This window comes from Nocardioides sp. N13(2025), from assembly GCF_051912545.1.
Taxonomy (GTDB): Bacteria; Actinomycetota; Actinomycetes; order Propionibacteriales; family Nocardioidaceae; genus Nocardioides.
Map to the genome: position 1 here is coordinate 2,298,351 of NZ_CP196809.1, position 23,594 is coordinate 2,321,944.

A 23,594-nucleotide genomic window follows, 5' to 3' on the forward strand; every position below is an offset into this window, starting at 1 on the left:
TCGATGGCTGAAGTCAGGAGTGGTACGACGGGCAAGCGTATCCGGCGGACCGAGGTCGTACATGATCGGCGCTCGGGCCGCCTCGGGCCGCCTCGAGCCCCACTGGGCGACCGATGTGGTCGCCGGGGCGGCGGTATTCCGCGACTCGAGCGGACATATGGCCGCTCGAGTGGGGATATCAGCCGCCCAGGGCGGTGCGGACCGCGTGGGCGGCGGCCGCCGCGCGCTCCTCGGTGGGGCGCACCCCGCCGACCTCCTGGACGTAGAACACGTCGACGGCCTGCGGGCCGAGCGTGGAGACGTGCGCCGAGGCGACGGTGAGCCCGAGCCCGGCGAGCGTGGTGAGCACCCGGTGGACCACCCCGGGTCGGTCGGAGGTGCGGATCTCCAGCACGAGCGAGGCGCGGGAGGCGTCGGGGCGGACCTCCACGATCGGTGGCAGCTCACCGTCGGGACGGGCCGGCAGGTCGGGGAGGCGCTGGGTGCCCTCCACCACCCGGCGGATCCGCTCGCGCACGACGGCGGCGTCTAGGTAGGCGTCAGGCACCTCCCACGCGCTCACGCCCCACTCCCCGTCGTCGTCGACCTGCGACCAGGCCCGGGCCGCCTGCACCGGCACCCGCAGCGCGGCGAGGCCACCTGCCACGTCGGCGAGCAGCCCGACCCGGTCGGCCGCGACCACGGTGACGGTGGCGCCAGTCGCGTGGGGCGCGACCTGCACGGAGACCGCCCCCGGCTCGCGGCGTACGACGTCGGGCACGGGCAGCGGCTCCGCGGGCGCCACGTGGACGATCTCCGCTCCCAGCGCGGTGCCGGCGCGGGCGACGAGCCGGTCGATGAGCGAGGCGCGCCAGGTGGTCCACGCAGCGGGCGAGGTCGCCCGGGCGTCGGCCTCGGTGAGCGCCCGGAGCAGCTCCAGGCTGGCCGCGTCGGGCACGTGCGTGAGCAGCTCGGCCGTGGTGGCGGGGTCATCGGGGTCACGGGTGGTGGCGAGGTTGGCGAGCAGCAGGTGCCACCGGACGAGGGAGGCGACGACCTCGGCGTCGAGGTCGGTGAAGCCCATCCGGGCGACGATCTTGCGGGCCAGCGGCTCGCCGGCGACCGAGTGGTCGTGCAGCGAGCCCTTGCCGATGTCGTGGAGCAACGCGGCCACGAGCAGCAGGTCGGGGCGACGCACGCTGCGGATCAGCGCGCCGGCGGCCGCGCACGTCTCGACCACGTGGCGGTCGACGGTGAAGCGGTGGATGGCCGAGGCGTGCGGCAGCAGCCTGATCTGCTCCCACTCGGGGAGGAACGTGGCGATCCCCTCGATCTCGTCGAGGGTCTCCCAGACCGGGAGCAGCCCCGGCCCGCTGGCCAGGAGCCGCACCAGGGCGTCGCGTGCCGCGGCTGGCCAGGGCACGGGGAGCTCGGCCCCCTCGCGGACCAGGCGGGCCGCGGTGGTGGGGGCCAGCACGGCGTCCCGGCTCGCCGCCTCGGCCGCGGCGCGCAGGAGCAGGGTGGGGTCGTCCGCCGGACGGGTGCCGGCGTCGAGCACGACCTCGCCGCGCGAGAGCGCGATGCCTGGCGCCACGCGCTCGAGGGCGGGGGTCCGGCGACCCTTCTCCCCCGTCGACCGGGCCGTCACTGCGTCCGTACGGCGCCAGGCCAGGCGGGAGAGGTGGGCGATCCGCCGCCCCAGGGAGCGCACGTGCCGCTGCGCCGCCTCGGCATCGGCGAGGTCGAGCCGCTCGGCGAGCGGGGCCCACATCTCGGGGCCGATCCGGTCGCCGGGACGCCCGGCGAGGTCCTGGACCTCGTCGCGGACGTCGAGCAGCATCTGGCGCGCCGCCTCCAGGGCGGGCGTCGAGGCGTCGACGAGCCAGCTGGCCTCGATCGCCTTGAGCACGCCCGCGTCGCGCAGGCCGCCCTGGGCCTCCTTGACGTCGGGCACGGCGACGTGGGCGAGCTCGCCGGTCACGTCGTGGCGCTTGAGGGTCATCGCCTTGAGCTCCGGCAGCCGGGTCCGGGCCTGGCGGCGCCAGTCGGCGAGCATCGTGGTGCGCAGCCGGAGGCTCAGGCCCGGGTCGCCGGCCAGGTGGCGGGCGTCGAGCAGCCCGAGCGCGACCCGCAGGTCGCCGGCCGCCTCGAGGACCTCGCTCATCGAGCGGACCGAGTGGTCGAGCCGGCGGCCGGAGTCCCACAGCGGGTACCAGAGGGTGGCGCCGAGCTCGCCCAGGTCGACGTCGTCGTCGTGGACGAGCACCACGTCGAGGTCCGAGTGCGGGGCGAGCTCTCCGCGCCCGTATCCCCCGACGGCGACCAGGGCCACCCCGGTGGCGGGCCCCGCGGAGGCGGCGTACGCCTCCCTGCAGAGCTCGTCGGCCGAGGTGGCCCTGGTCTGTCGTCCTGCTGCGCTCACGTGATCAGAGCGCCGAAGCGTCCTGCTCGCCGGTGCGGACCCGGACGACGGTCTCGACCGGGCTGACCCAGACCTTGCCGTCACCGATGCGACCGGTCTGCGCGGTCTTGACGATGATCCCCACGACGTCGTCGGCGTCGGCGTCGTCGATGACGATCTCGATGCGGATCTTGGGCACGAGCGCGATGTCGTACTCCGCGCCGCGGTAGACCTCGGTGTGGCCCTTCTGGCGGCCGTAGCCGCTGACCTCGGAGACCGTCATTCCGGCGACACCGAAGGTCTCGAGCGCCTCGCGGACGTCCTCCCACTTGTGCGGCTTGATGACCGCGGTCACGAGCTTCATGCGTGTGCTCCCTCGTTGGTGGTGGAGGTGGTGGTGGCGGGCTTGGCGGTCGCCGTGGCGAGGACGCTCGAGGAGCCGCCGCTGGTGCCGCTGTGCAGGTCGTACGCCGACTCCCCGTGGGCGACCAGGTCGATGCCGTTGACCTCGTCCTCCTCGTCGAGGCGGAGCCCGATCGTGAACTTGATGCCGAGGGCGATGACCGTGGTCAGCACGCCCGAGTAGACGACCGCGACGAGGACCCCGAGGGTCTGGTCGCCGAGCGAGCCGAACCCGCCGCCGTAGAGGAGGCCGTCGACGCCACCGGCGCCGTCGGAGGTGGAGAAGACGCCGATCAGCACGGTGCCCACGATGCCACCGACCAGGTGCACGCCGACCACGTCGAGCGAGTCGTCGTAGCCCAGCTTGTACTTCAGGCCGACCGCCCAGGCACAGACCGCGCCGGCGACGGCGCCGATGGCCACGGCGCCGCCCACGTCGACGGCACCGGCCGCCGGGGTGATGGCGACGAGGCCGGCCACGATGCCGGAGGCGGCACCGAGCGAGGTGGCCTTGCCGTGCAGGAGGCGCTCGATCAGGAGCCAGCCGAGGATCGCGGCGAACGTGGCGAGCGTGGTGTTGGCGAAGGTGCGACCGGTCTCGGAGTAGAACTGCGCGAGGAACGCGTCGGGGTCCTCGTCGAAGGTGGTGCCGAAGACGATCGAGCCGACGTTGAACCCGTACCAGCCGAGCCACAGCATGCCGGCGCCGAGCATGGTCAGCGTCAGGTTGTGCGGACGCATCTGCTCACGGGGCCAGCCGATGCGCTTGCCGAGCAGCAGCACCAGGACGAGGGCCGCGACACCGGCGTTGATGTGGACCGCCGTGCCGCCGGCGTAGTCCTGCGCGCCGATGCGGCCGCAGATGAGCGAGTCGTCGGTGCAGCTGAACACCATGTGGGCCATCGGGAAGTAGACGATGAGCGCCCACAGCGGGAGGAAGACCACCCACGCGGAGAACTTGAGCCGGTCCGCGACCGCGCCGCTGATCAGGGCGGCGGTGATGATCGCGAAGGTCATCTGGAACATCACGTAGATGTAGTTGTCGGTGGTGACGCCGTCGAGCCACAGCAGCTCGAACGGGTTGGCGAAGAAGGTGCCCTCGCCGCCGAAGCCCATCGACCACCCGACGGCGACGTACAGGATGCCGACGATGGCAGCGGCGATGAACGACATCATCATCATGTTGAGCACGGACTTCGATCGCGACATGCCGCCGTAGAACAGGGCCAGCGCGGGCACCGTCATCATCAGGACGAAGGCAGTCGCCACCAGCATGAAGGCGTAATAGCCGTCCACAGGACCTCCAGGAAACGTACGGGGTGTGGGGAGCCGGTCGGCGACGACGGTGTCGCGACGGGGTCCACGCGTTGTCCGGAAGCCTGTGCGGAGGACGTTTCACCGGCGCGCGACCCATGTTGCGGGCAGGCAACGGAATCGGGCGTCGTGTTACAGGTGTGTGAACTGAGGGGGCGAGAACCTCGCCTTGTTAGGGTTCGGCCGTGTCCAGACTGGCCGTGATGGCGCACTTCGACGTCGCCGGGGAGCTGCGACCGCACGTGCGTGGCCAGGTCGAGGCGCTGGCCGCCTCGGTCGACAAGCTGGTGGTCTGCACGACCGCCCACCTGCAGGACTCGGCGCGCGCGTGGCTGTCCGACCGCGCGGTCGTCGTCGAGCGGGCCAACTACGGCTACGACTTCTTCAGCTACAAGGTCGGGCTGGACTCCGCGGGCGACCTCACGGCGTACGACGAGGTGGTGGTCTGCAACGACACCTACGTCTTCGCGCTCGACACCTACGACCCGGTCTTCGACGAGATGGCCACCCGGCCCTGCGACTTCTGGGGGCTGACCAAGGCCGAGCGCGTCGCGCCGCACATCCAGTCGTTCTTCATCGCCTTCCGCCCGTGGGTGGTCGCCTCGCGCGCCTTCACCACCTTCTGGGAGGAGATGGAGCCCATCTCCAAGCGGCGGCAGGTGATCCGGCGCTACGAGGTCGGCATGTCCCGGCGGCTCTACGAGGCCGGCTTCTGCTCCGACACCTACTTCGTGGAGACCCCGGAGGACCAGCGCATCGCCCGTGAGCGGATGCGCTGGTGGGCCGCCCACCGATCGCACTTCCCGCGCACCCGTGCGGAGATCCGGGAGTGGCGCGAGCGGGCCAACGAGCCGTGGAACCCCGCCCGGAGCCTGGCCGACCGCGTGCTCGACAACGCGCGGCTGCCCTACGTCAAGATCGACACCCTGCGCTACGACCCCTACAACCTCGACGCCAAGCGCCTGCTGGAGCTGTGCGAGCGCCGGTTCCCCCAGCGCTTCGCCGGGGTCCGCGAGTTCCTCGAGGAGACCGCCCAGTACTACCCCGTGCGTGACACCGAACGGCTGCTGCCGACCCCGCTCGCGCTGGAGCCCCTGTTTCCCCGGGTGAGGTACTCCGATGCGCGGTGAGCGTCGCCAGCAGGTGAGGCTCGACGACGCCGAGGAGGTCCTGGTCGAGGCCGGGCTCGTCGACGCCGACTACGTCGCCGCCCAGCTCGGCACCTCCTTCGACTCCGACCAGGACGCGGCGCGGGCCGCCGTCCAGGCCGGGGACGTCTCCCCGCACCCGTTGTTCGAGGCCCAGTGGATCGGGCGGCGCCGCTCGTGGCAGCGTGCCGGCCAGCACCCGGTCCTCTGGTACGTCTCGGAGCGGCGCCGGCGCAACCGGATCTCCCCGCACCCGCTCGTCGACCCACGGGTCGTCCTGGCTGCCCACCCCGAGGCCCGCCACCACCCCTTCGGTGCCCTGTCCTACTGGCTCTCGGTCTCCGGCCCGAGCACCGCGCTGCCGACCCGCATCCTGCCCAGGAAGGTCTCCTGGGGCACCTACCGAGCGGCCGCCATCGAGGCCGCCGCCGCGTGGCGCGCGGAGGTCGTGCTGGAGCGTCCCGAGCTCGCAGGCCCCACCCCGGCGCTGCCGAGGAGCCTCGGCGCCTCCCCCGTCGTCACGGTCGTGATGGCCGCGCAGGACGCCGGCCCCCTGGTGCGCGAGACCGTCGCCTCGCTCCAGGCGCAGACCTTCACCGACTGGCACCTGGTCGCCGTCGACCGGGGTTCCCTCGACGACACCGCCGCCGTGCTGCAGGGCATGGCCGCCTTCGACGACCGCATCACCCTCGTCCGCGAGTCCCGTTGCGGACACGCGCACGCGCTCAACGTCGCGCTCGAGCACGGCACGGCCGAGCACGTCGGCTTCCTGCCCCTGGGCCGGCAGTGGCTGCCGGACATGCTGGGCTCGCTCGTCGCCCACGCCCACGAGTCGGGCAGCGCCGCGGTCCTCGCCGGCGTCGGCGCGGTCGGCCGGGACCGGGCCGAGCTGCTGGCCGGACGGCCGGTCGACCTCGCGACCGCGCTGCTGCGCCGTGCCGCCATCAAGGACGTGGGCGGCTTCGACGAGACGCTCGGCGGGTCGGTCGAGCGTGACCTGCTGCTGCGCCTCACGCGCGACCACGATCCGGTCGCGGTCGACGTACCCGTGCTCCGGCGTCCCGACTCAGCCAGCACCGGCTACGGCGACGACTGGGACTCCGTCGTGCTCGAGCGCCAGCTCGTCGACTGGGACGCGGCCGCCGCCCGGGAGACCGCCGACGACCTCGTCAGCCACGTCCTGCCGCTGGGGCCCGAGCCCCGGCGCACCGTCGAGTGGCTCGGCGCCGTGCCGCGCGACGGCGCCGAGCTGGTCCTGGTCGGGGTCCGCTTGCGCCGGGCCCACCACGTGCTGGCGGCCTCGATCGCGGCGATCATCTCCGGCGCCCGCTTCGTCTCCGTGCCTGCGGCCGTCTCCACCTCGGCCGCCACCAACGTCGGCATCGCCCAGGCGGCCGGCAGCACGGTGGTGCTCGTACGCCCGGAGGCGATGCCGCCGCGGCAGCCGATCGAAGCACGGCTGGCCGAGGTCGTGCACCGGCCGGGGGTGGCGGTGGCCCAGCCGCTCGTCGTCGACCTCGACGGGGTCATCCTGAGCGCGGGGGCACGCTTCAGCGGGCACAACCCGCACCCCGAGCTGTTCCTCGCGGGCCTCCCGACCAGCGACGCCGTCCGGATCGGCGAGTGCGAGGTCGCCGCACCTGCCGCGCCGATGGTGGCCCTGCGCACCGAGGCGGCCGTGGCGCTGCGCGGGCTGGGCGCGCAGTTCCACTCCGTCCTCGCCGAGACCGACCTCGGCCTGCGCGCCCGCGCGGCCGGGTGGGGCGGGTCGGTGGTCGTGCCGGACGCGGTGATCACCTCGCGCACCCCCTACGCCTCGCCGGAGGAGCTGATCGGCGCGATGTCGTCGCTGCGGTCGACGGCGGCCACCCCGCCGCCCGACCAGGCGGCCGACCTGCTGCTCCGGGCGGGCCTCGAGGTGACCGACCAGCGCAACCGTCGCGTCACGGCCGACCCCGAGGACCGCACCGCCCCGTCGGTGCTGGTCCCTGAGCTGGTCGTGCGGCCGGTGCTGGGGATCCACGAGTCACCGCCGCGGCTGCGCTGGGCGGTCGACATCGCCGCCCCCGCCGCCTCCCGCGGCGACCGTTGGGGCGACACCTACTTCGCGCGGTCGCTGGCCGACGCGCTCGAGCGCCGCGGCCAGCACGTCGCGATCGACCGTCGCGACGCGCGCGAGCGCGACTCCCGCGACCACGACGACGTACTGCTCGTGCTGCGCGGCCTCGACCGCGTGGCGCCCCGACCCGGCCTGCTCAACGTCGAGTGGATCATCAGCCACCCGGACATGATCGTGCGCGAGGAGGTGGCCGGCTTCGACCTCGTCTACGCCGCCAGCACCAGCTGGTCGGCGCGGATGAGCCGCGAGTGGGGCACCCCGATCGAGCCGCTGCTCCAGTGCACCGACACCCGCTGGTTCCACCCCGACCGCGCCGAGCCCGACACGGGGCCCGCCCTGCTGTTCGTCGGCAACTCCCGAGGCATCTACCGCTACGCCGTACGCAGCGCGCTCGCCATCGGCGCCGACCTCACCCTGCACGGCAACGACTGGACCGAGTTCGTCGAGCGCGACCAGATCGCCTCCGGCGGCGTGGCCAACGAGGAGGTCGGGGCGCTGTACGCCTCGGCCGGCGTGGTGCTCAACGACCACCACCTCGACATGCGCCGCGACAGCTTCGCCTCCAACCGGCTCTTCGACGCCGCCGCCTGCGGCGCCCGGATCCTCAGCGACCGCATCGACGGGCTGGAGGAGACGTTCTCCGGCCTGGTCCTGCCCTTCGACAACGAGCACGAGCTCGCGCGCCTGGTGAAGCCGCCCTACGAGGCCTTCCCCGACAACGCCACGCGCCGCGAGATCGCGACCCGGATCATCGCCGAGCACAGCTTCGACAAGCGCGCCGAGACGCTCATCGACGACGCCGTGCGCCGGATCGTCGCCCGCCGCTGAGGCGTGCCCCGGCTCGTGGCGCGACCTCGACCTGTCAGGCTCTCGCTGGACATGTCAGCGCGTGCAAGGCCTGACATCTTCAGTGATCCCCGGCTGACCGGGGATCACTGACGGGCGCCCGCTCGTCAGCCGAGGAGGGCGTCGACGAAGGCTGCGGCGTCGAAGGGGGCCATGTCGTCGGGGCCCTCGCCGAGGCCGACCAGCTTGACCGGCACGCCGAGCTCGCGCTGGACCTGCACCACGATGCCGCCCTTGGCGGAGCCGTCGAGCTTGGTCAGCACGATGCCGGTGAGGTCGACGATCTCGCTGAAGACGCGGGCCTGGATGAGGCCGTTCTGCCCGGTGGTGGCGTCGAGGACGAGCAGCACCTCGGTGACCGGCGCCTGCTTCTCGATGACGCGCTTGACCTTGCCGAGCTCGTCCATCAGGCCGGCCTTGTTCTGCAGGCGACCGGCGGTGTCGACGAGCACGGTGTCGATGTCGTTGTCGACGCCGTGCTTGACCGCCTCGAAGGCCACGCTGGCGGGGTCGCCGCCCTCGGGCCCGCGGACGACCTCGACGCCGACGCGCGCGCCCCAGGTGGCGAGCTGGTCGACGGCCGCGGCGCGGAACGTGTCGGCCGCGCCGAGCGTCACCGAGAGGTCCTCGGCCACGAGGATGCGGGCGATCTTGCCGACGGTGGTGGTCTTGCCGGCGCCGTTGACGCCGACGACCAGGACCACGCCGGGGTTGCCGTCGGTGCCGGTGACCTGCAGGCGACGGTCCATGTCGGTGCCGACGAGCTCGATCAGCTCCTCGCGCAGCACGGCGCGCGTGTCGACGGCCTGGCCGCCCTCGACCCGCAGGCGGGTGCGCAGCTTCTCCACCAGCGCCTGCGTCGGCGCGACACCGATGTCGGCGGTCAGGAGGGTGTCCTCGATCGCCTCCCAGGTGTCCTCGTCGAGCCGGTCGCGGCTGAGGAGGGCGAGCAGGCCCTTGCCGAGGCCGCCCTGCGAGCGGGAGAGGCGGGTGCGCAGCCGCACGAGCCGCGACGCCGTGCTCTCCGGCTTCTCGAGCGCCGGTGCGGTGGCCGTCCCCGGCTCGACCGCGGGCTCCGGCGGCGCCTCGGTGGCGACCTCGGTCTCCGTGGGCGGCGGGACGAGGACGTCCGTGCCTCCCTGCGGGGGCGTCGCGCCACGGCGTCGTCCCGAGGTCAGCAGCCCGGCGAGCGTGAGCACGCCGACGACCGCGATGCCGATGATCAGATACAGCCAGTCACCCATGGCGCAATCCAATCAGAGGCGCCCCACACGGCGAAGCCGGGTGAGCACGCTGCCCGCTCTCCCGGCGGGCAGCTCAGCCAGCTGCGAGCGCAACGCGTCGCGTTGGGCGGCCAGCCGATCAGCCCGCTCGCGCGCCCGGGCGAGGCACTGCTGCGTCCGCGTGAGGTCGGCGAGCAGCGCGTCGAAGGCTGCGGCGAGCCCGGACCTGTCACCCCCGGCGAGCATCGGAGGAGAAGCCTGGTGGCCGGGGTGCACGACCCACACCACCTCGTGGGGCATCAACCGGAACCACGCCACCGCCGCGTCGCCGACGAGCGCCGGGGGCGTGACCCGCACGGAGGCCAGGCCGGCCGCTGCGAGCCGGGTGTCGAAGTCGTCGCCGTACCACCGCACGTGGTCGCGCTGGCCGAAGCGGCGTGCGCACTCCTCCGGCGAGGCCGACGGGTCCTCCTCGGTCGCGACGCCGGTCCGGATCGGCACCTCCAGGAGGGCGATGCCGCGCGGACTGAGCACGCGAGCGATCTCGCGCATCGCCGCACAGTCGTCGGGCACGTGCTCGAGGACGTGGTAGCAGACCAGCAGGTCGACCGACGCGTCACGCAGCGGCAGGTCGGTCAGGCTCGCGAGGACGTCCACGTCCCGGGCGTCGTAGCCCGCGTCGAGGCTGATCCGCCGGCGGGCGGGGACCCGGTCGAGCAGCGCCTTGGACTGCCGCGACGGCGCGATCTCGACCACGGTGTCGAGGTCGGTGAGCTCAGGGGCGAGCGCGCCGAGCAGCAGTGAGAGGAACCGGTGCCGCTCGAGGCTGCCGCACCGCGGGCACGTCGCGCCCGGGCGGCCGTCCGGTCCCGGGCGGAACGGACGGATCACGGTCGCCCCGCAGGCCGCGCAGTGAGCCTTGGGGCGAGCCTTGGGGTGGTCCTGGGAACGGGCCTTCGGGTGGTCCTGCCGGAGGACGGTCACGCTTCGCACGGTAGGCGCGCCGCCGGCCGTCCGTGGGGCGCCGCGCCGTGACGTCCCGGGTCAGTGGGACCTCAGCAGGGGGTCAGACGCGCGACTCGGAGTCCTCGAGCGTCGGGAGGGCGTCGACGCCCTTGCGCATGGCGTCGCCGAGCTGCGGCACGACAGGCATCTCCTCACCGCGGTGGGGGTAGGCGACGTAGACCGCCACGGCGCCGGCGACGAGAACGCCGAGGGTCATCATGAGGATGATCGCGAGCATGGGGGTTTCCTCCCGAGGTGGTCGAGCAGTCCGTCCACCATGGCACGCCCGGGGCGGCCGACGCACAACGGCGCCGCCGGCGCGCGCGTCGACGTGTCCCGTCTCACCCCTCAGGAGGGACGGAGCAGGCGTACGACGGCCTCGCGCACGACGTCGGGCATCGGGGTCACCGGCCGGGCCCCGGCGCCGTGCGTGTTGTCGACGTAGACGTGGACGAAGCGGCCCTCGGCCGCCGCCTCGTCCGACGGCCCCTGGAACAGGCCGATCCGGTAGACGATCGAGCTCGTGCCGACCTTGTCGCAGACCAGTCCCATCTCGATCGGCTCGGGGAACCCGATCTCGCGGAAGTAGCGGCAGCTCGTCTCCGCGACGACGCCGATCTGTGGCAGGGCGCGGACATCGACGCCGGTGGCCTCGTAGAGGTAGGCGTTGACGGCCGTGTCGAAGAGCTCGTAGTAGGTGGCGTTGTTGAGGTGGCCGTAGGCGTCGTCGTCGCGCCAGCGCGTGGTCGCCGTACGCCACTCGACGTAGTCGGCGCGCGTGGGCCGGGCGGGCCGGCTCATGCGGACTCGGCGTCGCGGAGGCGCTGGCTGATCACGGCCGAGACGCCGTCGCCGCGCATGGTGACGCCGTAGAGCGCGTCGCCGACCTCCATGGTGCGCTTCTGGTGGGTGATGACGAGCAGCTGGGAGTTCTCCCGGAGCTCCTCGTAGATCTCCAGCAGGCGGCCGAGGTTGGTGTCGTCGAGCGCCGCCTCCACCTCGTCGAGGATGTAGAACGGCGAGGGCCGGGCCTTGAAGAGCGCCACCAGGAACGCGACCGCCACGAGCGAGCGCTCACCACCGGAGAGCAGGGACAGGCGCTTGACCTTCTTGCCCGGTGGGCGGGCCTCGACCTCGACGCCGGTGGCGAGCATGTTGCCGGGGTCGGTCAGCACCAGGCGACCCTCGCCGCCCGGGAAGAGGCGGGCGAAGGTCTGGTCGAAGGCCTTCTCCACGTCGGCGTAGGCCTCGGTGAAGACCTGCTCGACGCGGGCGTCGACCTCGCGGACGATGTCGAGGAGGTCCTTGCGGGTGCGCTTGAGGTCCTCGAGCTGCTCGGTGAGGAACTTGTGCCGCTCCTCCATCGCGGAGAACTCCTCCAGCGCGAGCGGGTTGACCCGGCCCAGCATGGAGAGCGACCGCTCGGCGCTGCGCAGCCGCTTGACCTGCTCCTCGCGCACGAACGGCACCGGCTCCGGCGCCTCCTCCCCCTCCGGCACCGGCCCGGTGAAGGGGATGAGGGTGGTCGGGCCGTAGTCGTCGACCAGGCCGTCGGGGTCCAGGCCGAGCTCCTCGAGCGCGCGCTCCTCGAGCTGCTCGATGCGCATCTTCTGCTGGGTGCGCGCCATCTCGTCGCGGTGCACCGAGCTGACCAGCTCGTCGTGCTCACGGCCGAGGTCGCGCAGGTGGGTCCGCACGGCCATGAGCTGCTGCTCGCTGCTCTGGCGCGACTCCTCGACGGCTGCCCGCTCGTCGGCGGCGAGCATCACGGACCGCTCGAGCTGGTGCAGGACGACGCGGACGGCGACGGCGACGGCCTGGGCGGCCCGTCCCTCGCGGATGAGCCGCTCGCGGCGCTCGGCGGCCCGCGCCCGCGACTCACGCTCGGCCTGCGCGGCGCGCAGCAGCGAGTCGGCGCGGCCGTGGAGGGCGCGGGCGCGTTCCTCGGCCGTCCGCAGCCCGAGCCGGGCGTCCATCTCGCCCTGTCGCGCCTCGCGGGCTGCTTCGGCGAGCTTCTCGCGCTCGGCGGTGTCGGGCTCCTCGTCGGTGACGTTCTCGGCGGCGGCCAGGCGCGCTTCCAGGTCGGCGAGGCCGGCCAGGTCGGCCTCTCGGGCCTCCCGCGCGGTGGCGATGGCACGCTCGAGGCGCTCGGCCTCGCCCTTGGCGGCGCGCGCCTGGGAGCCGTACTGCCCGAGCTCCTCGGCCACCGCGGCCAGGGTCGCGTCGGACTCGTGGAGCTTGGCCAGGGCGACGTCGACCCGCTTGAGGCAGTCGTGGCGGGCGGCCTCGAGCCGGGAGATCTCGAACCCGAGCCGCTCGGTGGTCGCGGTCGCCTCGGCGAGCCGGGTGGTCGCCTCGTCGACCGCGGCCTGCACCTCGATCAGGCTGGGCTGGCTGCTGGACCCGCCCGCCGCGAAGTGGGCGCCGAGCAGGTCGCCCTCGCGGGTCACGGCGACCACGTCGGGGAGGTCGGCGACGAGGCGCCGCGCGGCGGCGAGGTCCTCGACCACGGCGACCTTGTGGAGCAGCCGCACCAGCGCGGGGCGTACGTCGTCGGGCGCGGTCACCACGTCGACGGCGTACGTCGTCGCGTCGGGGAGCGCCGGCCAGTCACGGTCCGCGTGCGGCGCACCACCGAGCACCAGCCCGGCGCGGCCGAGGTCGTCGTCCTTGAGGTGGCCGATGGCCTCCACCGCCGCTCCCGCGTCGGACACGACGACCGCGTCGGCGGCGGTGCCGAGCGCGGCGGCCACGGCGGCCTCGAAGCCGTGCTCGACGTCGAGCAGCGCGGCCACGGAGCCGAGCAGCCCGTCGACCTCGTCGGTGGCGGCGAGCAGCGCGCCGGCGCCGTCCTTGCGGTTGAGCCCGATCTCCAGGGCGTCGCGGCGCGCGATCAGCCCGGCGCGGTCGCGGTCGGCCTGCTGCGCGTCCTCGCGGGCCCGAGCCAGCTGCTCCTCGACCTCGTCGAGGGCGGCGACGGCCTCCTCGTGCTCGGAGTCGAGGCCCTCCTCCCCCGCGTCGAGGCCGGCGACCTTGGTCTCCAGCGCGGTGAAGTCACGTTGCGCGCGCTCGGCGCGGGCCGCGGCGTCCTCGCGGGCGTCGGTGAGCCGCCGGATCTCGGCGTCGGCGGCCTCCGAGCGGGACTTGAGGGCGTTGACCTGGCCGGTGAGCCGGGCCAGGCCCTCGCGCCGGTCGGCGGCGGCGCGCTGCAGGCCGGCGATCCGCTTGTCCTCCTCGGCCGCTGCCTCCTCGGCCGCGCGCTTGGCGACCACGGCGGCGTCGAGCGCCGTCCGGTGCTCCTCGACCTGCGCCGCGATCTCGGCCTCCTGCCGGCGCACGCGCTCGGCCTGGGCCTCGAGGTCGTCGGGGTCCCGGCCGGAGTCCACGGTGTCTCCCTCGGCGGCCCCGGCTGCGTTGCGGATCCGCTCGTCGGCGAGCGAGGCCGTGCCGCGCAGGCGCTCCTTGAGCCCGGACAGCGCGAACCACGTCTCCTGGGCCGCGGCCAGCCGCGGCAGGTCGTCACGCAGGGCCGCCTCGAGGCGCGACTCCTGCTCGCGACCGGCGGTGATGGCGGCCTCGACCTCCTGGCGCCGCTCGAGGAGCACCGACTCGTCGGCGAGCTCCGTCTCGAGCGCCGTGCGGGCGGTGACCAGGTCGTCGGCCAGCAGCCGGGCCCGGGCGTCGCGCACGTCGGCCTGCACCGTCTGCGCCTGGCGCGCGACCTCGGCCTGCCGGCCGAGCGGCTTGAGCTGGCGCCGGATCTCGGAGAGCAGGTCGGCGAGCCGGGTCAGGTTGCCGTCGGTGGAGTCGAGCTTGCGGAGCGCCTTCTCCTTGCGCTTGCGGTGCTTGAGGACGCCCGCGGCCTCCTCGATGAAGCCGCGCCGGTCCTCCGGGGTGGCGTGCAGGATCGAGTCGAGCTGGCCCTGCCCGACGATCACGTGCATCTCGCGGCCGATGCCGGAGTCGCTGAGCAGCTCCTGCACGTCGAGCAGCCGGCACCCGTTGCCGTTGATGGCGTACTCCGAGCCGCCGTTGCGGAACATGGTGCGGCTGATCGTCACCTCGGCGTAGTCGATCGGCAGCGCGCCGTCGCTGTTGTCGATCGTCAGCTGCACCTCGGCGCGGCCCAGTGGCGGACGGCCGGACGTGCCGGCGAAGATGACGTCCTCCATCTTGCCGCCGCGCAGGCTCTTGGCGCCCTGCTCGCCCATCACCCAGGCGAGGGCGTCGACGACGTTGGACTTGCCCGACCCGTTGGGGCCGACGATGCAGGTGATCCCCGGCTCGAGCTGCATCGTCGTCGAGGACGCGAAGGACTTGAACCCCTTGAGGGTCAGGCTCTTCAGGTACAACGCGGGCTCCTCACCGGGACGAGTTCGGCCACTGAAGACTGGGGAAGCTCAGCGCGCCACACCCTACCCGTCGGGCCGGCCCGACCCGCTCAGGCGCGGCGTCGGCGCCGGTGCAGCAGGAGCGCGAGCGCCGCGCTGCCGCCGACGAGGACCCCGGGCGCCACGGCGACGCTCGTGGGCGCCTGGACCGAGGGGACGGTGCCGAGGCCGTCCGCGGGCACGTCGACGACGTACACGTCGAGCCCGCGCACGAGGTCGACGGAGTAGAGCAGGTTGGTGCGCTGGGACGTGGCCACGCCCTTGCGGTTGTAGACCGGCACCCACATCGAGTCCCAGACCTCGGAGGCGCCCCAGGTGGCGTAGCCGTGGCTCGTCGGGGCGGTCGGGTCGGTGACGTCGATGAGCTGGGTCCCGCCGCCGTAGAAGCCGACCGCGACGATGCCGCTCGGGTGGTAGTCGAACCAGTGCGAGGAGCAGAAGGCGCCTGCCGGGACCGGGAAGGTGCCCAGGTCGGCGAGCTCCACCTTGGCCAGCGGCACGATGGAGCCGTCCGAGCCGTCGAGCCGCTTCACGTGCCAGGTCTGGAAGGAGCCGGCGGTCGAGCAGTCGGTGTCCTCGTAGTCCTCCTCCGTGACCAGCAGGATGTTGCCGTTGGCCAGCGACGGGGGCGCGTCGGGCCGGAAGGCCTCCGCGTTGGGCCGGAAGCTGTTGTGGTGGATGAAGTCGTTGAAGTGGTTGACCGAGCCCTCGCGCGCCGTGTCGCCGGCGGCACCGGTGTTGGCCACCTCGACCGGGTGCAGCGGGTCGCGCACGTCGAAGATGTACGACCCTCCCGCGCCCGTGTGGGTCGCGTAGCCGGCGGCGTCGACGTTCCACTTGTGCCCACCCCAGCCGACGGCGTCGGAGCGGAACGGCTGGGTGCCGGGCGTGGCCGGGTCGCTGTCCACCTCGACGGGGTGGTCGAGGTCGGTGAGGTCGAAGACGGAGAAGCTGCCCTGGCCGGGCACCTCGGAGTCGTCGCCCGCCGAGTAGGCGTAGCGGCAGTCGGTGCCGTCGATGCACGTCACGGTGTGCGTGCTGGTCGTGGCCTTCACGCGTGAGCGCACGTGGGGGTCGGTCGGGTCGGTGAGGTCGACGATCACCAGCTCGTAGTCACCGGTCGCCGGGTCGTTGACGTGCTCGAGGTCGTCGGGCGAGGCCTGGTAGAGGTCGACGCCGATCATCGCGAACCGGTCGGTCCGCTCGCGCGACACCTTGCGCTCGCCGCAGTCCATCGCCTCGTTCTCGAACTGCGCGCTGGGCATCGAGCCGACCTCGCGCGGCGCCACCGGGTCGCTCACGTCGTAGACCGTGACGTCGTCGAGCCCGGACATCACGAAGTACGGCGCCGAGTGCAGGAAGCAGCCCGAGATGCCCGCGCTGCCCGGGCGGACGGCGGCGAGCCGGACGTTGGGCGAGCTGATGAACGGCACGGCGAGCCCGGCGTCGTACTGCTGCGCCATGCGCTCGGCGCGGTCGCGGTCGCCATGGGCGTGCGCGGTGCCGGCGAGGGCGACGGGAGCGAGGGACAGGGCGCCCACGGCCAGCAGCCGTGCGGGGGTGGCAAGTCGCATGCCCCTCCAACGACCGGCTGTGACGGTGGTTACGTCAGCGACCGAGCACGTCCTTCAGCGCCGCGAGCACCAGCAGCACGGCGTCGGGGCGGGCGTTGCGGCCCATCAGGCCGATGCGCCACACGCTCGAGGCGTACGCCCCGGCTCCGGCGCCGATCTCGATGCCGTGCTTCTCGAGCAGCTCCTTCCGGACCGCTGCCGAGTCGACGCCCTCGGGCACCTTCACCGTGGTGAGCTCCGGGAGCCGGCTCCCCTCGGCCGCGAACAGCTCGAGGCCAATCTCCTCCAGCCCGGCCTGCAACGCGTCGCCGGCGGCCTGGTGGCGGGCCCAGACGGCCTCGAGGCCCTCCTCGAGGATCCGGGTCAGGCCGCCGTGGAGGCTGGCGACCATCGCTGTGGGCGCCGTGTGGTGGTAGGTCCGCTGGCCGCCCTTGACGCCGGCCTCGCCGACGTAGCCGCCGAGCATGCCCAGGTCGAGGTACCACGAGCGCGGCTTCTCGACCCGGCGCTCGAAGGCGCGGTCGTTGATCGTGAACGGTGCGAGGCCCGGCGCGACACCGAGGCACTTCTGGGTGCCGGCGTAGCCGATGTCGACGCCCCAGTCGTCGGCGCGCAGCTCGATGCCGGCGATGGAGGTGACCGCGTCGACGAGCAGGAGGGCGTCTGCCCCCTGTGAACGGAGCCCCGCGCCGAGCGCTGCGACGTCGGACCGGACGCCTGTCGAGGTCTCGGCATGGACCGCGGCGATGATCGCCGGGGACGGGTGGGCCGCCAGCACGCGCTCGACGTCGACCGGCTGGCCCCACTCGTGCTCGACGGCCACGACCTCGGCGCCGCACCGGGCGGCGACGTCGGTCATCCGCTGCCCGAAGAGTCCGTTGACGGCGACCACGACGACGTCGCCGGGATGCACCGTGTTGACGAACGCCGCCTCCATGCCGGCAGAGCCGGTCGCGCTGAGCGGCAGCGTGCGGGCGTTGGACGTGCCCCAGACGGTGCGCAGCATCTCGCACGTCTCGTCCATGATCCGGAGGAACTCCGGGTCGAGGTGGCCGAGCAGCGGCTCGGCGAGGGCACGGGTGGCCTCGGGGTAGGGGTTCGAGGGACCGGGACCGAAGAGGTGGCGCTCGCGGATCATGCAGTCGACCGTAGCGAACGCGCCGGCCTCAGAGCACCGCCCCAGGGTTGAGGATCCCGGCCGGGTCGAGCGCGTCCTTCACTCGCCGCGTCAGCGCCATCACGTCCTCGCCGAGCTGGTCGGGCAGCGCCGCCTTCTTGGTGCGCCCCACCCCGTGCTCGCCCGTGATCGTGCCGCCGAGGCGGATCGCGGCCTGCAGGATGTCGTCGAAGGCGGCACGGGCACGGCGCTCGGAGTCGGCGTCGCCGGCCGTGTAGACGATGATCGGGTGGGTGTTGCCGTCGCCCGCGTGGGCCACGGTCGGGATCTCGACGTCGTGCGTGCGGGCGATCTCGGCCACCGCCGCCAGCAGGTCCGGCAGCAGCGGGACCGCGGCCCCGACGTCCTCGAGCAGCAGCGCGCCCCGCGCCTCGATGGCCGGGAACGCTGCCCGCCGGGCGTCGACGAACATCTCACCCTCTGCCGGGTCGTCGGTCACCAGCACCTCGCTCGCGCCCGCCGCGACGCAGGCCTCCTCCACGAGCGCGATCTCCGCGACCCGCGACTCCCCCGGTGCGTCGGACTGCACGACCAGGAGGGCGCCGGCGGTCCGGTCGAGCCCGCGTGGCGAGTAGTCCTCGACCGCGTTGATGGACGCCTGATCCATCAGCTCCATCATCGAGGGCCGCAGCGTGCGGCGTACGGCGACCACGGCCCCGGCTGCGTCGACCACCGAGGCGAAGGACGCGACCAGCGTCGCCGGCGGCAGCGGCAGCGGCACGAGGCGCAGGATCGCCCGCGTGACGATGCCGAGCGTGCCCTCCGACCCGACGAACAGCTTGAGCAGGGACAGCCCGGCCACGTCCTTGATCCGCTTGCCGCCCAGGGTGACGAGGGTGCCGTCGGCGAGCACGACGTCGAGCCCGAGCACGTAGTCGGTGGTGACGCCGTACTTCACGCAGCAGAGTCCGCCGGCGTTGGTCGCGACGTTGCCGCCGATCGAGCAGATCTCGTAGGACGACGGGTCCGGCGGGTACCAGAGGCCGTGCTCGCGGGCAGCGGCCTTGACCTCCGCGTTGAACGCCCCCGGCTCGACGACGGCGACCTGGCAGTCGCCGTCGATCTCGATCGCGCGCATCCGCTCGAGGCTCAGCACGATGCCGCCGTCGACCGCGCTGGAGCCGCCGGAGAGCCCGGAACCGGCGCCCCGCGGTACGACGGCCACGGAGTGCTTCGCGGCCCAGCGGACCGCGACCTGCACCTGGTCGGCGTCCTCCACCCGCACCACCGCCGCCGGAGTGCCCGCCCCGGTGTCGCGGGACCAGTCGAAGCGGTAGTTCTCCAGGGTCGCGGGGTCGGTCGCGACCACACCGGCCGGGAGGGACTCGACGAGCTCAGCCAGGGCTTCCATCCGCCCATCGAACCATCCTGCGGGAGGCGCGGTCAGGCGGTGACCGCCTCCGGCGCCTCCTCGGCGTGGGCGATGCTCGACAGCCGCGACCAGACCAGCGCGAGCGTGAGGCCGGAGCCGACGAAGGCGAACCAGAACGGCGCGGCCAGTCCCCAGCGCTCGGCGATCACGCCGCCGATGCCCTGTCCGACGACCATCCCGCCGAACACGAAGATCAGGTAGACCGAGCCCACCCGGCCCTGGAACTCGGTCGGCACGGCCCGCTGCCGCACGACCTGCGAGACGTTGAGCCAGACGAACGCGTAGGCGCCGAAGCCGAACATGATGAGCAGGGCGACCCACGGCACGGTGGTCAGGGCCAGCGCCAGGTGCATGAGCACCTCGAGGAGGAGGCAGGTCTTCATCAGCGTGGCGAGGTCGAAACGCTGCTCCAGCCGGCCGTAGAGGAACGTGCCGATGATCCCGCCGAGCGCCGAGGCGGTGGTCAGCAGGCCGAAGCCCACCTCCCCCATGTGCACCCGGTCGAGGGACCAGAGCACCAGGGTCGACCACGCGGCACCCCACGTGATGTTGAAGGTCAGGATGACGATCGCCAGGGTGCGGATCGCCGCGTGGCTCCAGAGCCACCGGATGCCGTCCCAGATGTCCTGCCGCACGTGGGTGTCCACCGACTCGCGCACCTGCTCGCGCGTCGAGCCGATGCGCGCCACGAGGACCGCGCCGAGCACGACGCAGACCAGCTGGGTCACGAACGGCCAGGCCATCCCGGCGGCGAACAAGAACGCCCCGACCGGCGGGCCCACGAGCTGGTTGGCCGTGAGGAATCCGGCCTGCATGCGGGAGTTGGCGATGCCGAGGTCCGCCTTGTCCACGAACATCGGGGTGAGGGTGCTCGACGTCGAGTCGGCGAAGACCTCCGCCACCCCGAGGGCGAACACCGCCACCAGCACGACCGTGATGGAGACGTGACCGGTGGCGATCGACGCGCAGAGCAGCGCGAGGACGACGCTGCGGACCAGGTCGGCGCTCACCACGACCGTACGACGGTCGAGGCGGTCGGCCATCGCGCCGGCGTACAGCCCGATCAGCAGCCAGGGCAGGCCGCGCAGCAGGCCGGCCAGCGCCACGAGGCGCGCGTCGTCGGTCTGCGAGGCCACCAGGAGCGGCCCGGCCGCCATGGCGACGCCGTCGCCGATGTTGGTCGTCCACGACGACGCGAGGAGCCACCGGAAGCGCCGGCCGAGGCGTGCCGGGACGACGGTCTCGACGAGTCTGCTCACAAGCGTCAGACCCTACGTCGCGCGCGCGACGCGGTGCACCGGATTTGTCGTCCGGCCGGGGTGCTCAGGCGAGCTGCAGGTCCTCGACCTTCAGCTCTGCGTCACGTGCGGCTGCGGCGAGGCGGTCGTTGTCCGCCTGCAGGCGGAGGACCAGTGCCTCCAGGTCCTGGACCCGGCGCCGGAGCCGGCTGTTCTCGACGGCCAGGACCGTGGTGGTCCGTCCGTCCTGGTGCACATGACCCATCAGCGCCTTGGCCATGGAGAGCCTTTCGACAGGAGAGAGCGGCCGGGGAAGAAGCGGCCATCTCCAAGAGTCCCACCGCGGTGGCGGTGGGTCAACGGGCACCGGCGCGTCGCGGGGTGGCCCGCGGCGGCCGCTGGCAGGCGGGGCAGAAGTAGGACGAGCGGTTCATGAACGCGACCCGGCGGATCGGCGTGCCACATCGACGGCACGGCTCGCCCTCCTGGCCGTAGGCGTCGAGCGAGCGGTCGAAGTAGCCGGACTCGCCGTTGACGTTGACGTAGAGCGCGTCGAACGACGTGCCGCCCTGGGCGAGCGCCTCGCCCATCACGGCACGGACGTGGCCGAGCAGCTCGCGCAGGACGGGACCGGTCAGGCGGTCGCCCGGTCGCTCGCCGTGCAGCCTCGCGCGCCAGAGGGCCTCGTCGGCGTAGATGTTGCCGACGCCGGAGATCAGCCCCTGGTCGAGCAGGAGCCGCTTGATCGCGGACGTACGCCGTCGCGCGCGCCGCACGAACTCCGCGTCGTCGAACTCGGGGTCGATCGGGTCGCGCGCGATGTGCCGGATCTCGGTGGGCAGGTCGGCGCCGCCGGTCGAGACGGCCAGGCCGCCGAACATCCGCTGGTCGACGAAGCGCATCTCGAGGCGCTCGCTGCTCGGCGTGAGGAGGGCGAAGCGGACCCGCAGGTGGCGCTCGTCGGGGGCGCCGGGCACGTGCAGGAGCATCTGGCCGCTCATGCCGAGGTGGCCGAGGAGGGCGTCCCCGTTGCCGAGGGCCAGCCAGAAGTACTTGCCGCGGCGGCGGACGGCGTCGATGCGCTGGCCGACCAGCGCGGCGGCGAAGCCGGTGGAGCCGCGCGGGTCACGGCGTACGGGCCGGGGGTGCAGCACCTCGACGGACTCGATCGTGCTGCCGACGACGTGCCGCTCGAGACCGGCGCGGACGACCTCGACCTCGGGGAGCTCGGGCACGGGTCAGGCGTCGGTGCCGAGCGACACGGTCTCGCTCGCGACCGCCGGGCCGGGTGGCTGCGCGGCCTTGATCTCGCGGTAGGCCGTCTCGGCGGCGCCCTGCTCGGCCTCCTTCTTGGAGCGGCCGGTGCCGTTGCCGAGGACCTGCTCGCCGACGCGGACACGCGCGACGAACGTCTTCATGTGGTCGGGGCCGTCGTCCTCGATGAGGTACTCGGGCACGCCGAGGCCGAGGTCGGCGGAGAGCTCCTGCAGGGAGGTCTTCCAGTCCAGGCCGGCGCCCATGGACGCGGCGGCCTCCATCACCGGGTCGAAGAGCCGGTGCACGACCTTGGCGGCCTCGTCGATGCCACCGCTGAGGTGGATCGCACCGATGACCGCCTCGACGGTGTCGGAGAGGATCGAGGCCTTGTCGCGACCGCCCGTCGTCTCCTCGCCGCGGCCGAGCTTGATGTGCTGGCCGAGCCCGATCTCCCGCGCCACCTCCGCCAGGGCGCGCGCGTTGACGACCGCGGCGCGCAGCTTGGCCAGGCGCCCCTCGGAGAAGTCCGGGTGCGCGCGGTAGAGCGTCTCGGTCACCACGACCCCGAGCACCGAGTCGCCCAGGAACTCCAGGCGCTCGTTGGTCGGGATCTGCCCGTTCTCGTAGGCGTACGAGCGGTGTGTCAGCGCACGCTGCAGCAGCTCGGGATCCAGGACCGGATCACCGAGCGCTGCGCGGAGCTCGTCGGTGGTCAGAGGACCTGGCGACGGTCGGCCTTGGCGCCGTACTGGCCGCACTGGCCGCACGCACGGTGCGGGAGGTGCTTGGCGCCGCAGGCGGGGTTGGCGCAGGTCGCGAGGGTCGGCGCGACGGCCTTCCACTGCGAACGGCGGTGGCGCGTGTTGCTGCGCGACATCTTCCGCTTCGGAACAGCCATGGTTGTCTCCTACTTGAATTGGCTTGCGTGTGGCTTGCCCCACCCGGGAAGTCCCGGGTGGGTGTGGTCAGTCCTGGTCCTGCGTGAGGTCCTGCAGCCCTGCCCAGCGCGGGTCGATCGGCGCTTCGTGTGCGTGGTCCGGGTCGTCCGCGAGTCGCGCACCACACTCGGTGCACAGCCCGGGACAGTCGTCCTGGCACAGCGGCTGGAACGGTAGTGCGAGCACCACCGCGTCCCGCAGCAGGGGCTCGAGGTCGAGCAGGTCGTCCTCGAGCAGGCTGGTCTCGTCGTCGAGGTCGCGGTCGTCGTGCTCCGTGGCCTTGAGGTGCTGGTCGGGATAGACGTACAGCTCCTGCAACCGCGCGAGGATCTCGTCCTCGATCGGCTCCAGGCACCGCACGCACTCCCCCACGAGCGTGGCCGTGGCCGTGCCCGTGAGCAGCACACCCTCCATGACCGCCTCCAGCCGCAGGTCGAGCTCGACCGGCGAACCTTCGGGGACAGAGAGGACTTCGATACCGAGTTCTGCTGGTGCCGGAACCGTGAGCTCGACTTCACGCTGGGACCCCGGGCGGCGGCCGAGCTCGCGAGTATCGAGCACGAGCGGCGCCCTCGGGTCCAGGCTGTTCACGTCGAACTCCCACTTCTGGACACCAACACAACCTCGGAATCGTATCCGGCGCCCCCACGGCGGGGCAAAACGAGTGACACGTGGGACGACGCGGCGCCCCACGGCGGCCCCGTCCTGGTCACCCCTCGCGCTCGGCGAGACGGCGTACGAGCTGCTCGTGCACCGACGCCGGCACCAGCCCGCGTACGTCGCCGCCGAGCGCGGCGACCTCCTTGATCAGGCTGGAGGAGACGAACGCGTTGCCCACGGCGCCGGGGAGGAACACGGTCTCGACGTCGGTGAGGTGCGAGTTCATCTGCGCCATCGGGAGCTCGTACTCGTAGTCGCCCGCCCCGCGCAGGCCCTTGACGATCGCGACCGCGCCGATCTCGCGGCAGAAGTCGACGATCAGCCCGTCGAAGCCGGAGACCCTGACGTTGGGGAAGTCGGCCGTGGCGCCCTCGAGCATCGCGATGCGCTCGTCGGGGGTGAAGAGCCGGTTCTTGCTCATGTTGACGCCGATGGCCACGACCACCTCGTCGAACAGCTTGGCGGCCCGTCCGACGATGTCGAGGTGGCCGTTGGTCACCGGGTCGAAGGACCCGGGGCAGACTGCGCGACGCACGGGTCTCCCTTCGAG

At 73.0% G+C, this 23,594-nt stretch carries 20 protein-coding genes; 2 read left to right on the forward strand and 18 right to left on the reverse strand.

The annotated features are described in order from the left end of the window. Positions 1 to 178: 178 nt before the first annotated feature. The 3 genes from ACS3YM_RS11130 to ACS3YM_RS11140 are packed head-to-tail and all read right to left on the reverse strand — an operon-like array spanning position 179 to position 4,057. Positions 179 to 2,401: a [protein-PII] uridylyltransferase gene (locus ACS3YM_RS11130; protein ID WP_439936506.1), complete on the reverse strand. Its 2,223-nt coding sequence runs from the start codon at positions 2,399 to 2,401 to the stop codon at positions 179 to 181. Positions 2,402 to 2,405: 4 nt separating this feature from the next. Next, positions 2,406 to 2,744, reverse strand: coding sequence for a P-II family nitrogen regulator (locus ACS3YM_RS11135; protein ID WP_439936507.1), 339 nt, complete (start codon positions 2,742 to 2,744; stop codon positions 2,406 to 2,408). Next, positions 2,741 to 4,057, reverse strand: a complete 1,317-nt coding sequence (locus ACS3YM_RS11140) for an ammonium transporter (protein ID WP_439936508.1) — start codon at positions 4,055 to 4,057, stop codon at positions 2,741 to 2,743. The genes ACS3YM_RS11135 and ACS3YM_RS11140 overlap by 4 nt, the downstream gene beginning before the upstream one ends. A gap of 224 nt (positions 4,058 to 4,281) precedes the next feature. On the opposite strand from ACS3YM_RS11140, the gene ACS3YM_RS11145 reads away from it, so the two are divergent. Both ACS3YM_RS11145 and ACS3YM_RS11150 read left to right on the forward strand, forming a co-directional pair. Continuing rightward, a complete protein-coding gene (locus ACS3YM_RS11145) occupies positions 4,282 to 5,226 on the forward strand; it encodes a rhamnan synthesis F family protein (RefSeq protein WP_439936509.1) in 945 nt (314 codons plus the stop codon). Next, on the forward strand, positions 5,216 to 8,191 hold the full coding sequence (locus tag ACS3YM_RS11150; protein ID WP_439936510.1) for a glycosyltransferase family protein: 2,976 nt from the start codon (positions 5,216 to 5,218) through the stop codon (positions 8,189 to 8,191). Before ACS3YM_RS11145 ends, ACS3YM_RS11150 begins: the two co-directional genes overlap by 11 nt. A 125-nt stretch (positions 8,192 to 8,316) precedes the next feature. Here ACS3YM_RS11150 and ftsY read toward each other — a convergent pair whose 3' ends face one another. The 15 genes from ftsY to coaD all read right to left on the reverse strand — a co-directional run bounded on the left by ftsY (position 8,317) and on the right by coaD (position 23,579). Further along, positions 8,317 to 9,453, reverse strand: a complete 1,137-nt coding sequence (ftsY, locus tag ACS3YM_RS11155; RefSeq protein ID WP_439936511.1) for a signal recognition particle-docking protein FtsY — start codon at positions 9,451 to 9,453, stop codon at positions 8,317 to 8,319. A 12-nt stretch (positions 9,454 to 9,465) separates the two neighbouring features. Next, positions 9,466 to 10,416: a class I SAM-dependent methyltransferase gene (locus ACS3YM_RS11160; RefSeq protein WP_439936512.1), complete on the reverse strand. Its 951-nt coding sequence runs from the start codon at positions 10,414 to 10,416 to the stop codon at positions 9,466 to 9,468. A gap of 82 nt (positions 10,417 to 10,498) precedes the next feature. Continuing rightward, a complete protein-coding gene (locus ACS3YM_RS11165; RefSeq protein ID WP_439936513.1) occupies positions 10,499 to 10,675 on the reverse strand; it encodes a hypothetical protein in 177 nt (58 codons plus the stop codon). Positions 10,676 to 10,785: 110 nt separating this feature from the next. Then, positions 10,786 to 11,238, reverse strand: coding sequence for an acyl-CoA thioesterase (locus ACS3YM_RS11170; RefSeq protein WP_439936514.1), 453 nt, complete (start codon positions 11,236 to 11,238; stop codon positions 10,786 to 10,788). After that, complete coding sequence (gene smc, locus ACS3YM_RS11175; RefSeq protein ID WP_439936515.1) at positions 11,235 to 14,789, reverse strand: chromosome segregation protein SMC; 3,555 nt, start codon at positions 14,787 to 14,789, stop codon at positions 11,235 to 11,237. The genes ACS3YM_RS11170 and smc overlap by 4 nt, the downstream gene beginning before the upstream one ends. Before the next feature lie 89 nt (positions 14,790 to 14,878). Then, entirely contained in the window at positions 14,879 to 16,402 is a 1,524-nt protein-coding gene (locus ACS3YM_RS11180) for a hypothetical protein (RefSeq protein ID WP_439936516.1), read from the reverse strand. 34 nt (positions 16,403 to 16,436) lie between these two features. Then, a complete protein-coding gene (locus ACS3YM_RS11185; protein ID WP_439936517.1) occupies positions 16,437 to 17,540 on the reverse strand; it encodes a pyridoxal-phosphate-dependent aminotransferase family protein in 1,104 nt (367 codons plus the stop codon). Positions 17,541 to 17,568: 28 nt separating this feature from the next. Beyond that, positions 17,569 to 18,930: an FAD-binding oxidoreductase gene (locus ACS3YM_RS11190; protein ID WP_439936518.1), complete on the reverse strand. Its 1,362-nt coding sequence runs from the start codon at positions 18,928 to 18,930 to the stop codon at positions 17,569 to 17,571. 32 nt (positions 18,931 to 18,962) lie between these two features. After that, entirely contained in the window at positions 18,963 to 20,210 is a 1,248-nt protein-coding gene (locus ACS3YM_RS11195; protein WP_439936519.1) for an MFS transporter, read from the reverse strand. Positions 20,211 to 20,274: 64 nt separating this feature from the next. Next, positions 20,275 to 20,469, reverse strand: a complete 195-nt coding sequence (locus ACS3YM_RS11200) for a hypothetical protein (RefSeq protein ID WP_439936520.1) — start codon at positions 20,467 to 20,469, stop codon at positions 20,275 to 20,277. A gap of 76 nt (positions 20,470 to 20,545) precedes the next feature. Then, the gene (gene mutM, locus ACS3YM_RS11205) at positions 20,546 to 21,424 is read right to left on the reverse strand and encodes a bifunctional DNA-formamidopyrimidine glycosylase/DNA-(apurinic or apyrimidinic site) lyase (RefSeq protein ID WP_439936521.1); all 879 of its coding nucleotides are present in this window, start codon (positions 21,422 to 21,424) and stop codon (positions 20,546 to 20,548) included. A gap of 3 nt (positions 21,425 to 21,427) precedes the next feature. Further along, on the reverse strand, positions 21,428 to 22,204 hold the full coding sequence (rnc, locus tag ACS3YM_RS11210; protein ID WP_439936522.1) for a ribonuclease III: 777 nt from the start codon (positions 22,202 to 22,204) through the stop codon (positions 21,428 to 21,430). Beyond that, the gene (rpmF, locus tag ACS3YM_RS11215) at positions 22,159 to 22,344 is read right to left on the reverse strand and encodes a 50S ribosomal protein L32 (protein WP_179617666.1); all 186 of its coding nucleotides are present in this window, start codon (positions 22,342 to 22,344) and stop codon (positions 22,159 to 22,161) included. The genes rnc and rpmF overlap by 46 nt, the downstream gene beginning before the upstream one ends. A 67-nt stretch (positions 22,345 to 22,411) precedes the next feature. Then, positions 22,412 to 22,975, reverse strand: a complete 564-nt coding sequence (locus ACS3YM_RS11220; RefSeq protein WP_439936523.1) for a YceD family protein — start codon at positions 22,973 to 22,975, stop codon at positions 22,412 to 22,414. A 118-nt stretch (positions 22,976 to 23,093) separates the two neighbouring features. After that, positions 23,094 to 23,579, reverse strand: coding sequence for a pantetheine-phosphate adenylyltransferase (gene coaD, locus ACS3YM_RS11225; protein WP_439936524.1), 486 nt, complete (start codon positions 23,577 to 23,579; stop codon positions 23,094 to 23,096). Positions 23,580 to 23,594: the final 15 nt, after the last annotated feature.

Bases quoted from the DNA above. Each gene is read 5' to 3' on its own strand.
- ACS3YM_RS11200 (WP_439936520.1), bottom strand. From the start codon at position 20,469: ATGGCCAAGGCGCTGATGGGTCATGTGCACCAGGACGGACGGACCACC.
- ACS3YM_RS11190 (WP_439936518.1), bottom strand. From the start codon at position 18,930: ATGGAAGCCCTGGCTGAGCTCGTCGAGTCCCTCCCGGCCGGTGTGGTC.
- ACS3YM_RS11165 (WP_439936513.1), bottom strand. From the start codon at position 10,675: ATGCTCGCGATCATCCTCATGATGACCCTCGGCGTTCTCGTCGCCGGC.
- ACS3YM_RS11135 (WP_439936507.1), bottom strand. From the start codon at position 2,744: ATGAAGCTCGTGACCGCGGTCATCAAGCCGCACAAGTGGGAGGACGTC.
- rpmF (WP_179617666.1), bottom strand. From the start codon at position 22,344: ATGGCTGTTCCGAAGCGGAAGATGTCGCGCAGCAACACGCGCCACCGC.
- ACS3YM_RS11180 (WP_439936516.1), bottom strand. From the start codon at position 16,402: ATGCGACTTGCCACCCCCGCACGGCTGCTGGCCGTGGGCGCCCTGTCC.
- ACS3YM_RS11150 (WP_439936510.1), top strand. From the start codon at position 5,216: ATGCGCGGTGAGCGTCGCCAGCAGGTGAGGCTCGACGACGCCGAGGAG.
- ftsY (WP_439936511.1), bottom strand. From the start codon at position 9,453: ATGGGTGACTGGCTGTATCTGATCATCGGCATCGCGGTCGTCGGCGTG.
- ACS3YM_RS11185 (WP_439936517.1), bottom strand. From the start codon at position 17,540: ATGATCCGCGAGCGCCACCTCTTCGGTCCCGGTCCCTCGAACCCCTAC.
- ACS3YM_RS11170 (WP_439936514.1), bottom strand. From the start codon at position 11,238: ATGAGCCGGCCCGCCCGGCCCACGCGCGCCGACTACGTCGAGTGGCGT.
- ACS3YM_RS11140 (WP_439936508.1), bottom strand. From the start codon at position 4,057: ATGCTGGTGGCGACTGCCTTCGTCCTGATGATGACGGTGCCCGCGCTG.